Annotated in this window: 9 protein-coding genes; 1 reads left to right on the top strand and 8 read right to left on the bottom strand. The window is 46.2% G+C overall.

Annotated features, from left to right (window positions below; all coding sequences use genetic code 11):
* Positions 1 to 43 precede the first annotated feature (43 nt).
* From QUB06_RS21745 to fbp, 8 genes are all read right to left on the bottom strand, one after another.
* Positions 44 to 535, bottom strand: a complete 492-nt coding sequence (locus QUB06_RS21745) for an ureidoglycolate lyase (RefSeq protein ID WP_333437027.1) — start codon at positions 533 to 535, stop codon at positions 44 to 46.
* Between the two features lie 102 nt (positions 536 to 637).
* Complete coding sequence (locus QUB06_RS21740) at positions 638 to 2,176, bottom strand: cobyrinate a,c-diamide synthase (RefSeq protein WP_333437026.1); 1,539 nt, start codon at positions 2,174 to 2,176, stop codon at positions 638 to 640.
* A gap of 302 nt (positions 2,177 to 2,478) precedes the next feature.
* The gene (gene opcA / locus QUB06_RS21735; protein ID WP_333437025.1) at positions 2,479 to 3,843 is read right to left on the bottom strand and encodes a glucose-6-phosphate dehydrogenase assembly protein OpcA; all 1,365 of its coding nucleotides are present in this window, start codon (positions 3,841 to 3,843) and stop codon (positions 2,479 to 2,481) included.
* Between the two features lie 164 nt (positions 3,844 to 4,007).
* On the bottom strand, positions 4,008 to 5,537 hold the full coding sequence (zwf, locus tag QUB06_RS21730; RefSeq protein ID WP_333437024.1) for a glucose-6-phosphate dehydrogenase: 1,530 nt from the start codon (positions 5,535 to 5,537) through the stop codon (positions 4,008 to 4,010).
* Complete coding sequence (locus tag QUB06_RS21725) at positions 5,538 to 6,878, bottom strand: transposase (RefSeq protein ID WP_333437023.1); 1,341 nt, start codon at positions 6,876 to 6,878, stop codon at positions 5,538 to 5,540.
* 340 nt (positions 6,879 to 7,218) lie between these two features.
* Positions 7,219 to 8,373, bottom strand: a complete 1,155-nt coding sequence (gene tal / locus QUB06_RS21720; RefSeq protein WP_333437022.1) for a transaldolase — start codon at positions 8,371 to 8,373, stop codon at positions 7,219 to 7,221.
* A 28-nt stretch (positions 8,374 to 8,401) separates the two neighbouring features.
* On the bottom strand, positions 8,402 to 8,632 hold the full coding sequence (locus QUB06_RS21715; protein ID WP_333437021.1) for a hypothetical protein: 231 nt from the start codon (positions 8,630 to 8,632) through the stop codon (positions 8,402 to 8,404).
* A complete protein-coding gene (gene fbp, locus QUB06_RS21710) occupies positions 8,629 to 9,702 on the bottom strand; it encodes a class 1 fructose-bisphosphatase (protein ID WP_333437020.1) in 1,074 nt (357 codons plus the stop codon). Before fbp ends, QUB06_RS21715 begins: the two co-directional genes overlap by 4 nt.
* A 628-nt stretch (positions 9,703 to 10,330) precedes the next feature.
* Between fbp and QUB06_RS21705 the strand changes: the two genes are divergently transcribed.
* Positions 10,331 to 12,610: an AAA-like domain-containing protein gene (locus QUB06_RS21705; RefSeq protein ID WP_333437019.1), complete on the top strand. Its 2,280-nt coding sequence runs from the start codon at positions 10,331 to 10,333 to the stop codon at positions 12,608 to 12,610.
* Positions 12,611 to 12,636 lie beyond the last annotated feature (26 nt).

Raw genomic sequence — 12,636 nt, 5'->3', positions numbered from 1 at the left:
ACGAGAATCCCCCCGAATAAAGCGCAACTACAAATCGCCAACATCAGACAATCTCAAACTCCAGATTATGATTTTTCACAAAATCAAAGGTAAAATGGTCAACCACATTAGTATTGCTCAATTCCAGATTGTAAAAATCAACAAAATCCGCATCAAAATAAGGCCCAGCGTGCCAACTACCCACATCTAACTTAATAAAACAATTGCCCGGAATCCGAAAAGCAGCCATATCCTCTAAACTCGGTTTATAGCCATCCCCAGGAGGCGCAACCGCCATCAACCAATCCTTCCCCTCCAAAGAACCCAAACACTGAGTACATTGAACGTGTCGTGTAATTTTGCCAAACTTGCGACCTTTATGGTGCAGCCGCATAATGTAAAATCTAGGAATACCATTTTGCAAACTTAACTGAGCATCCTCAGCATCGAAACACTTGCCATCAATTGCCGCAAAGATAACTTGACCGTAACGCCGAAAATTCTCCGGTGTCACCCATTGTGCGGACAACTGCTTAGTCGAAATTGATTCGCTCATAAATCCCAACATCCCTAGCTTGATCCGTCATGAACATTCTAATACAGTAAATCCTCTCTCTTCTCTTCTCTTCTCTGTGCTCTCTGTGTCCTCTGCGGTTAATTAAATAAAAAAATCTAGTTCGCTTTCTCGATCGCCCAAAACACCCTTACAATCAAAATCAGCACACCGCTGCAAAAAACGAGCCGGAATATCAGGCCGAGCACCCCAATGCAAATGCAAATAAGAAGCGTGTACCTGACAAACTCCCCAACCTTCAGCAACCGCCTCAACTTCCCCTCGCTTCCCATACCTCCAACTGTGATAAACTGGATTACTCGGTTCCACAGTTAAATGCGATCGATGAAACTCATGTCCCCAAACCTCATCGAGAGCAGTTAACACCGAACTATCCCTCACCGCCACAGCTTCTCTGTATCCCAGCGTCAAACGCTTTCCCATCGCAGCAGCAGTTTCCAACACTCCCACCCCTGGCCAAGAATTGCCATCAAAGTCTACAATAGAATCGCACAAATACATCAAACCGCCGCACTCCGCATAAGTCGGCATTCCCGAAAAAATCGCACTTCTTACCGCATCCCGAATTAAAACATTACCGCTCAATTTTTGAGCAAACACTTCGGGAAAACCACCACCAAAATATAACCCTTGCACATTGTCAGGAAAAACCGAGTCATCAAGGGGACTCCAAAATACCAACTGGGCACCCAACTCTTCCAACAAATCAAGATTGTCCTGATAGTAAAAATTAAAAGCCCGATCGCGCGCAACTGCAATCCTCACTCCAAATTGTTTTCCCAAACTGTTGACAACATCATCTTTTTTAGTTACAATTCCCGAAGGGAGACTGTGCCTACCCGAAAGTTGCTCTGACCCCTCACCCCCCCCATTTCGAGTTGCAGCCAACAAAGGCAAAAGTTGCTCCCAGTCAAAACTAACAGCCACCAAATCAGCTAATTTATCGATCGCAGCATGAAGATTCGGCAACTCCTCAGCAGGAATTAGCCCCAAATGTCGATCGGGAATAGTAACAGCCTCATCCCTACGCAAAACGCCCAAAACAGGTAAATTGAGCGGTTTGAGAGCATCTTGAAGCAGTTCCAAATGTCGATCGCTCGCCACCCGATTCAGCACCAAACCAGCGAATTTAAGGTCAGGGTTAAAAGAACGAAAACCGTGGGCGATCGCAGCCACAGAACCAGAGAGCCTGCTGCAATCTATCACAAACAATACCGGCAAATTCAGCAAATAAGCAACATGAGCCGTAGAAGCAAAGGAAAAATCATAATTGCCTTCTTCTTTTCGATAATTAATCCGTGTATCCGTGTCGTGGCTTCGTGATTCCTGATTTTTTCGACTCACTCCATCAAATAAACCCATTACCCCTTCAACTAAGGCATAATCAACATCTTGAATATGACGAGAAAAACACTTTTTTACATAAGATTCAGAGGTTAATATCGCGTCTAAATTCCGACAGGGGCGACCAGTGACAAAAGCATGAAACATCGGATCTATGTAATCCGGGCCTACCTTAAAAGATTGAACATTCAAGCCGCGACGGATTAAATAAGCTAAAAGGGCGATCGTCACAGTAGTCTTTCCCGCCCCGCTGCGTTCGCCAGCAATTACTAAAGCCATAGTTATAGATTAGTTACAAAAAATACATATTTAACGAACCGCGAAGACGCGAAGGGCGCGAAGGAAGAATGAGAAGAAGAGAGGCAATTTAGTGGCTTTTGGGAAGTAATTTAGAGTTTTGAGTTAAATAACAGGATTAATTCAAAACTCCTAACTTAAAATTCATAACTTCCAAAAAAGTAGGGCAGACATTGCCTGCCCCACTGAATATTAACTCAATCCGTCTTGCTTATTTTTTTCTCCTTTCTCCTGATTCCATCCATCCGTTACATCCGTTACACAATCCGTTGCCGAACCTCTTTTTACCGCTTAGCCAACTTCAGCATTTGAGCCGTCACTGCCAAGCTTTCTTCGTAAAGCACATCCCGGCCCCAACTCTGCAAGTGCTGGCCCAGCAAGTGTTCCGTCACCTGATCGAACAGAGGAGTTACTTGGTTAAACCGATCGGTTTGAGCGCCACCCTTGGTTTCCATCCGCATACAGCCACCCGCTTCGGAACACAGAACCGTACCGCAGTCAGCCTTTTCGTTGGTAGAATTCAAACGCAGAGCAATCAAATCGCCCGCGACATCGCCCGAATCAGCCGTAGGAATAGCAGCCAACTCCGCTTCGACAACCCGTTCGTCCGGCCCCGCGAATTTAATTCGCTTGATTTGGTAATCGCCCTCTTCTTGTTTGAAAGCAACCGGACGCCACTGAAGCCGACTCGCCAGCCAACCCAAATACATCAGCGCTTGAGTAGAATTGTCCTGTTCGTAATCGATCGTCACCCGATCGATTTCCCGAATCGCAGCCCGACGTTCCGGGGCGTCAAAAGCCTCAGCAGCCAACTCCTGCCACGCAGCCAGCCGGCGCCAATTCAGATCCGCGATCGGAATTCCCTCTTCGATCAGACTTTGCATCAACAGCAATTCGGCTTCACACTCGGCAAAGCTGCTAGAGTCAACAATCACAGAACTGCTAATTGCCGCCAGCCGCTGGAACAAACCTCGATCGGCATCAGGATTCGCCTTCCACCACAGCAGCGTCGGCAAATTTGGGATAGTCAGCGCCGTCACGATGCCGCTCACCCGTTCCAGCGCAGCTTCCGTACCCCGGAGGGTAATGTACTCGCAGCAGATCAGATTGCCGGTGGTGCGCTTGTGAACCGGACAATAAGCAGCCACTTGAGCCTGTACGCCCGTATCTTCCCCCGCCGTCGGGCACAGAGCAATAATCCGGCAGGGATTGGCAGCCACAATCGCGTCAGCTACGCCCGAACCCCCGGAACCCAAACCGCTCGATCCCATCTCCTCGCCTTTTGAATTTTTGCGAGCCACTTCTTCCCGCAAAATCGCCAGCAATTCAGCGTTAGGTTTGCCAGTTCTCGGCAGCCCGTAAGCTTTTTGAGCCGCCCTAATGCTAGATGCCGTCATCGGCCCGGTAATACCGTCCACTGGCCCGTCGTAAAACCCCAGATCCGCTAATAAACGCTGAGTTTCTTCCGGTTCGTAGACTATAAAAGTAAAAGTTGTTGCCCTACTAGCGATCGGAACATCGCCCTTTGACCCCGATTCTCTGTAACTTTCCCAAATTTGACTCAATTCGGCCTCTATTTGGTCGATCGACACATCTTTAGGACTTTGTAGCGAAACCAGAGGCGGAGCTTTCATCGGTGTCATCGTCATCGGTTTTTTCTCCTTTGTCAGTTTTTAGTCATCAGTGATTGGTCATTAGTTCAGTAGTCGTGGAGATCCCAAAATTTTAGACCCTAGTTTAAGCTCTCAGATTCATCTGTCCAGTAAATCTAAAATCTAAAATCTAAAATCTCAAATCTAAAATCGACTGACTCTTAAAGTCTGCGCCACTTGCGACCGTCTCTGTTAATTAGCAGTTCTGCTTCCGCCGGTTCCCAAGTACCCGCTTCGTATTTAGGAACCAACTCCTGTTCGTTGGACGATTCCCAATCCATCAGCGCCGGCGTTACCACCCGCCAAGCTTCTTCCACTTCATCAGAACGGGTAAACAAAGTTTGGTCGCCCAGCATACAATCAATTAACAGGCGATCGTAAGCATCCGAAGATGTCACCCCAAAGGAAGAACCGTAACTGAAATCCATATCCACCGTCCGCGTCCGCAAATCCGGTCCCGGCATTTTCGCCTCAAACCTCAGCGAAATCCCCTCGTTCGGATGCACGCGCATAGTCAAAACGTTAGGAGTAGTTTGTTGGGCCGCAGACTGAAAGATTAGCAGCGGAACTTCGCGGAACTGAATTGCAATTTCGCTAACTTTTTTCGGCAACCGTTTGCCAGTTCGCAGGTAAAAAGGCACTCCCTGCCAGCGCCAGTTGTCAATCATAAACTTCATCGCCACAAAAGTCGGCGTTGTCGAGTTGGGAGCAACCCCCGGTTCTTCGTGATAACCTGGCACCTGTTTGCCCTTCATCCAACCTGCGGAATATTGACCGCGAATCGCTGAAAACTCCAAGTTATGCAAATCTGCCAAGCGAGTTGCTTGCAGAACTTTCATCTTTTCGGTGCGGATGCTGTCAGCGTCGAGCGAGTTCGGCGGTTCCATCGCCGTCAGACAGAAAATTTGCATCAAGTGGTTTTGCAGCATATCCCGCAACGCCCCAGAGGATTCGTAGTAACCGGCCCGGTCTTCTACGCCTACTGTTTCTGCAACTGTAATTTGTACGTGATCGACAAATTGCCGATTCCACAGCGGTTCAAAAATCGCGTTGGCAAACCGGAACACCATTAAATTCTGAACAGTTTCTTTACCCAAATAGTGGTCGATCCGGTAAACTTGCTGTTCTTGGCAAACCTGCTGCACGACTCGGTTGAGAGCTTTTGCCGAACTCAAGTCGCGACCGAAGGGTTTTTCAATTACCAAGCGGTGTTTTGCTGGGTCAACCAGCATTTGAGCCGCGCCCAGTTGCCTAATTGCTTCTGGGAAAAAGTTCGGAGAAACCGAGAGATAAAATATGTGATTGCCGCGAGTTCTCCTGTCTTCGTCGAGTTCCGCTAAGAAAGCTTTGAGTTTTTGATAGCTTTCCGGGTTGTCAATGTCGCCGGGACAGTAGTACAAACCTTTAGCGAAATCTTGCCAAAATTCTTCATTGCCAATGCCGCCGCCAAATTCTTCAATGCCTTCGCGCATTTGCTCTCGGAAGTAATCGTGACTCCAAGGGCGGCGGGCTACTCCCACCACGGTAGTTTCCGGTGGCAAGCGCCGATCGCGCTTCATCTGATAAATTGCAGGTACCAGTTTGCGCTGGGTGAGATCCCCAGAAGCTCCGAAGATTACCAGAATTTGTGGTTCCGGCACCCGTTCTTTTCGTAAACCTACGCGCAACGGATTTTCAAGTAGCGTTACCATTTATTTTCCTTTTTCTAGAGCTGTTAGTCTTGCTAATACACCATGATAGTTTGCGTTGATACTCCCCATACCGTTCATGCCAGGGGATTCTTGAAGAACCCAAAGTCGGATTTTCAAAGGCGCTATCAATTCGCCGCTACCGATTCTACTAAGATTTAACCCCAGTTTCACCGCTACTTTTCTGATAATATTAGCCGCACCGTTACAGTCGGCATTAATTTTTGTTCCGTCCGCAGAGCGATATAATCCGCGAGTTACTCTCTTTCCTGATTCTGTCCACCCTTCAGTTTTTTCACCGAACGTAGGTAGTGAATCATTGTCTAGAAAACTCGCCTTTGAGGTATAAGACTCTTCGGTTTCTACGAACTTAATTCCGTACTCCAGACACAACTGAGATATTTTTTTCTTCAATCTACCTGTGGGAATTTGAACAAACTTTTGATTGGTCTTTGCCCCCATATTTTTATTTTGTTTTTGGTCTTGGTTCCATCCAAAAACTATTGTGCCGATTTGATTCTCAATACAGTGATTTACAACGATCCTTGCTGCTTTATTCACCGCATCTCTAACCTGACGGTTTCTCTTCTCCGTAATCCTAGCCAATTGATTAGACCAGAATCCTTGAGGCTGATTTTCCTTGAGAACAGAGATTCGCTTGTTGTACCACTGATTCAATGACTTTAAATGCAGTCCATCAATAATAAAAGAAGTTCCTACGTTAGATACGCCAGTCAACCAGTTATTGATTCCGTGGTCTAACCCCAATACACTTTCAGGATTTACCTCAACCTCACGAGATTCCGATTGGTACACAAACTCTGCATAGAAACATCTATTTCTGGGAAGAATCCGAATTTCAACCAACTTCTTGTAATCCAGGTTTGAGGGCATCGGTATAAAAAATTCGCCAATCCCGAACCATATCTTAACCTTGCGTCCCAATGGAAATCGTAACATCCCATTTTTTAGTTTGACATCAGCCCTGGGAAATGTAACTGATTTAAGGGAATTTTTTTTGTATCCAGGTAGTCTTGGGTGTTGCATTACCGTCCCAGATTTGATACCTTTCAAAAGCCCAATATACGATCTGAATGATTCGGCGACGCTAGTCAATGTCTGCTGTGCCGTATGAGAATAGAGTGCTTTGAAATGCAGGTTTGACTTGAACATTTTATGGAAGTCGTACTTACCGGGAATTTTTCCAGTCTTGAAATACAACTGACGACCGTAGTACAGCGCACAATTTGCTAACTTATTCGACTCACTACAGATAAATTCTAGAACCGCTTTCAGACTAGAGTCAGGATTGACTAAGTTTTGCTGACATCTATAGTTAGACATTCTTTTGATTCTCAATGTATTGCTTGACAACAGAGAGAGCTACCAACTATACAGGACAAAATAACTATTTGTCCTGTATAGTTGGTAATCTGCGTTCGCCAGGGGCTTGCGTCTCGTTCTTCGGTCACAATCATGCCTCAGCGGTTGGAAATGGAAAATTCGAGTTGTATCTCTGGCTAAATTCCTGCTGTGGGACAGAAGATTTTTTTTTGGGGGGGGGAAATGAGCGCAATTGCGCTCATTTTTCCGACAGAGAATTGACAACTCAGCATTTAGGAACCAAAACAATTATCTACTCCGAGTCCTAAATGCTTCTGCCTTCAACGATACAGATATCCTTTTAGACGACGGGTGCGAGCCTCTTAACTTTCTCTTCCAAGGAATCCATCAGGGATTGGAAGGGGCTGACAAATTTCTCGATCCCGTCCAGGAGCAAGTCTGCCATCACTTCGTCCAAGTTGATGTCGATGTCGGGATCTTTGAGATTTTCGATCAGGGTGTAAGCTTCTGCAACATTGTTCTCAATCCGGGGTGCGACATCGCAGTGATCGAAACAAGCTTCAACGGTGTTCGGCGGCAAAGTGTTAACCGTGTCGGGGCCGATTAATTCATCGACGTACATAACATCGCTGTAGTTGGGGTTTTTGGTGCTAGTGGAAGCCCACAGCAAGCGCTGCACTTTCGCTCCTTTGGCCGCTAAAGCTTGCCAGCGATCGCTCGCTACGATCTCTTTATACTTCTGGTAAGCTATCTTCGCATTGGCGATCGCCACTTTCCCCTTCACCGCTTCCAGTCTAGCTTTTGTGGAAATATCTGTGACATTTTTGAGTTTCTCGTCAATCTTGCCATCGACATTGATGTCGATCCGGCTCAAGAAGAAACTGGCAACAGAAGCAATATTGCTCACATCCAAACCTTTAGCCACCCGCGCTTCCAAACCGCGAATGTAAGCCCAGAAGGTTTCGACGTAGCTGTCAACCGAGAACAGCAAAGTCACGTTAACGTTAATGCCTTCGCTGATGACTCGCTCGACTGCGGGCAAACCTTCAGCGGTTCCCGGAATCTTAATCATCACGTTTTCTTTGCCGAGGGCTTGGTAATAGCGAATGGCTTCGCTAATCGTGCTTTCTGTGTCGTTGGCGATCGTCGGTGGCACTTCAATGCTAATGTAGCCGTCCAAACCCTTCGACTCTGCGTAAACTGGGGCGAAGATGTCGCAAGCGTTGCGGATATCTTCAAATACCAGAGATTCGTAAATCTCCATGACAGATTTACCCGCCCGGATGCCCGCTTCGATATCCGCGTCGTAAATCACATTACCCGCGATCGCTTTCTCAAAAATCGCCGGATTAGATGTAATCCCGCGCAGTCCCCGACTTTCAATCATCTGTTTGAGTTCGCCGGACTCGATCAGATCGCGAGTCAAATTGTCCATCCAGATACTTTGGCCAATTTCTTTGATTTCTAACAGGTGATTCGTTGGCGTTGCTGTCATTACTGTAACTCCTACAATTTGATAGCTGTTAATTGGAACTTGGAAATTGGGAATTGAAAATTGAAAATTGAAAATTGGTAATTGGCAATGGGGAATTGGTAATTGGGAGTCGAAAGTTATAAGTTAAAACCCTCTTCCTTCTTCCCTCTTCATGACATCCATTACATCCGTTACATCCGTTACAGAATCCGTTGCCGAACTTCCTGACATCCGTTACATCCGTTACAGAATCCGCTGCCGAACTTCCCTCTTCCTTCACGCTTGGACTGTTCTAGGATTGCGCGCTCGATCTTGAATAAAAGACTCGACCATCGCTACATTTTCTTTACTGCCGATAATCAAGGGCGATCGCTCGTGCAGTTTGGTCGGCACAACGTCTAAGATGTCTTGAATGCCGGTACTGGCGCGCCCCCCGGCTTGCTCCATCAAAAACGCCAAAGGAGCCGATTCGTAGAGCAAGCGCAATTTGCCTTCGGGGTTTTTCACGGTTCCGGGGTACAAAAACACGCCTCCCTGGAACAAAATCCGGTGGAAATCTCCCACCAAAGCCCCACCGTACCGGGCGCTGTAGCCTTCGCTGCGGTGTACGTAGCGAATGTAGTCCCTCAAAGATTCCTCCCACTGCCAGAAGTTGCCTTCATTAACGCTGTAAATCGGGCCGCGATCGGGAACCTTAATGTTTTCGTTAGCTAGAATAAACTCGCCCAAACTGGGGTCGAGGGTAAAGGAATGAACACCCTGACCGATCGAATAAACCAGCATGGTACTCGGGCCGTAGAGTACATAACCGGCCGCTATTTGTTTGTGTCCGTGTTGCAGCAAGTCGGAAGCAGAACCGTCTTCATCGTCCCCTTCTTGCTTGCGGATGCTGAATATGGAGCCTACATTGAGATTGATGTCAAGATTGGAAGAACCGTCTATGGGGTCGTAGAGCAGACTGTAACGCCCGATCGGACAATTTTCGGGAATGTAGTAGGGTTTTTCCATTTCCTCCGAAGCCAAGCGGCAGACAAGTCCGCTTTGCTGGAATACCGAGATAAACACTTCATTGGCATAGATATCCATCTTTTTGACGGATTCTCCCTGCACGTTCGTAGCCCCTGTAAACCCCAAGGCATCTGCCATTAATCCGGCTCTGCTGAGCCGCCTCGCGATCAGCTTTGCCGCCAGCCCGATGCGATTCATCAGCGCGCTGAGATCCTGAGCATCTGCTGAAAAGCTGTGAAGTTGCTGGAGTACGTGACGAGATAGGGTTGTGCAATCGCGGTCTAGGGCTTGCACCTGATCCATCGGGCCCAGTCGGGCTTCCCCTGTCGGCGCGTTTACCATGATTTTGATGTCCTCCCTGTCTTGCTGCTCTGGATTTGGGTTCGATGGAGTCCTTGACTCTTGCTCCTGAATCGGCTAAAAGACCGATCGTCCCCCAACTTCTATCTTAGGAAGGGTTTTGCCAAAGGGCGTCGAACTTTAGGTGAATTTTAGATCCGCATCGAAAATTGAGGAGTGCGATCGACTGTTGAGCCGGGAATTGTATCCAAAATCACTAAATTTTTTAATTAAGCGCTCTGGACGCTCTTGACCTAGAGGAAGAGCAGAAGGAAGAAGGAAGAAGGAAGAAGGAAAATTGTTGCTTGATTAATTATCAAAAATATTGCTAAAGATCTCGCACGATAAATTGGTTCTACAGGGGCAAAGAATATCGATATTTATGAAAATACGACTGCAAAACGGGAAGCCGAGCTCCCTTGTTGAATACGTAGCTAAAAAGATTAGTTGAGAGTAGCGATCGCCTTTTCGATTGGTTATGCTTGACTCAGGGCGATCGTTTCTGTCAGTTTACTGCTCAACAAAAATAAAGATGTTTGTGGTTAAATATCGTATAAAGGCAAGAAATATCTCGCCCTGACTGAGGTAGTGTCGTTAAGCTCCTGTATCTCCTCTCCTAAAGGTTCCATTAATGAGTATTTCGCCTAGAAATAAAAAAATTATCCTGTTTTTGGCAGCCAACCCCAAAAATACCACCCCTGTGGACTTACAGAAAGAGGCGAAGGAAGTTGCAGAGGGGTTGCAACGCTCTAAAAAAGCCGACAAGTTCCAACTTGAGCAACAGTGGGCGGTGACACCCAGAGAAATGCAGCGAGCCATATTAGATTATAAACCAGAGATTGTGCATTTCTCTGGGCATGGTGCAGGAGAAGGCGGTTTAGCCTTGGAAGATGAGGCGGGACAAATTAAGCTGGTCAATACCAAAGCTTTGGCAGCTTTATTTGAGGCGTTTAATCAGTACGTAGAGTGCGTAATACTCAACGCTTGCTATTCAGAAGTGCAAGCGGCTGCGATCGCACGTCACATTCCTTATGTGATCGGCATGAAGCAAGCGGTGGGAGATAGCGCCGCACGAGAATTTGCTGTAGGTTTTTACGATACGTTGGCGGCGGGGGAGTCGATCGAATTTGCCTATAAATTGGGTTGCGTTAGCATCAGCATGGCTGGTATTCCAGAAGAGCTGACTCCGGTATTAAAGAAAAAGTCGGATTTTTCTGAGTTGGATGCAGCAGGGCGATCGGGCGATGCTTCTGTTAGCGATATCGTTGAGGAGTCGTCGCCTGTGGTGGAAAATCCGCGATCTAGCGCCGTATCTCCCATTTCGAGTTCCAACTTAGACAACCCAGAAGGTTCTGTTAGTTTAGATTCACCCCTATATATCGATCGGCCTCCCATTGAATCTGACTGCTACCAAACTATTGTTAAGCCCGGAGCTTTAATCCGAATCAAAGCCCCCCGGCACATGGGAAAAACTTCCTTAGTGCAGCGAATTTTATACCAAGCCAAGGAACAGGGATATCAAACGGCTTATTTAAACTTTCAATGGGCTGATGGCAGTTTTCTCACCAATCTTGATGAGTTGTTGCAGTGGTTTTGTGGTGAGATTACCAATGAATTAAATTTAGAAGACAAGTTAGGAGAATATTGGAAAGGCGTTCTCGGCAGTAAAAATAAAAGCACGAAGTATTTCCAACGCTATCTATTATCTAACAGTGCTCAGCCTCTTGTTTTAGGGTTAGATGAAGTCGATCGCATTTTTGAGCATTCCGAAATAGCCACCGACTTCTTTGGATTATTACGAGCTTGGCACGAACGGGGAAAAAATGAGGAAATTTGGAAAAAGCTGAGGTTGGTCATTTCTCACTCTCAAGAAGTTTATATTCCTCTCAATATTAATCAGTCGCCATTTAACGTGGGATTGCCCATAGAATTACCTGAACTCAATCAGAAACAGGTAACAGATTTAGTGAATCGACACCAATTAAATTGGTCAAATCAAGAGATTTGTGACCTGATGGAAATGGTGGGCGGTCATCCTTATTTAGTGCGAGTTGCTCTCTACCAAATTGCCAGAGGGAGAATTAGCTTAGATAGCTTGCTAAAAGTCGCTCCTACTGAAGAAGGCCCTTACTACGATCATTTACGACGGCATTTAGTTAACTTGGAACAAGATGCAGAACTAGCAGCAACAATTAGACAAGTCATTAACAGCGAACAACCTGTAGAAATTAATACCGGAGAGGCTTTTAAATTGCGAAGCATGGGGTTGATCAAATTTCAGGGAAATGCTGTCATGCCATTGTGTGGTTTGTATCGTCAATATTTTAGCCATCGCCTAGCTTTTCCCCAACCAAATATGACTGCTGTGCAACAATCTAATAACCCATTAAGCTTGAGCGTAGAGAGTAATTTAGCAGCTATTATTTTTTCCGATGTAGTTAATTCCACCGCTTTATCAGTGGCCAACCAAAAGCTGACACTAGAATTAGTGAATCGAGATTTCAATATCATCCGAGACATCTGCGCTAAACATCAAGGCAAAGTCCTGAAAGAAATGGGCGATGGTTTATTAATTTTCTTTCCAGAAAGTGCCGTAAAAGCAGTAGCCTGTGCGCTAGAAATACAGCGAAGTCTCGCCGAAGCTGCTACAACCTTACCTGCGAGTCATGTCCTGCAACACCGGATTGGTATTCACTTGGGGGAAATCTTCTTTCTTAATAATGATATCAGGGGGGCTGGTGTAAATTTAGCGGCTCGTTTAGAAGGGAAAGCAGAGCCAGGAGGAATCTGTATTTCTGAAACAGTTTATCAAGTCGTTAAAACCCACTCACCTTTAAATGTGATTGACTTAGGTATGCAACAGTTAAAGGGAATTACTGAACCTGTACGGCTGTACAAATTGATTCCTTGATTCTCTGATTTTCCACCTATAAATTA

It is taken from the genome of Microcoleus sp. D2_18a_D3 (assembly GCF_036702455.1).
Taxonomy (GTDB): domain Bacteria; phylum Cyanobacteriota; class Cyanobacteriia; order Cyanobacteriales; family Microcoleaceae; genus Microcoleus.
This window is presented reverse-complemented; position numbering and strand designations above follow the sequence as displayed.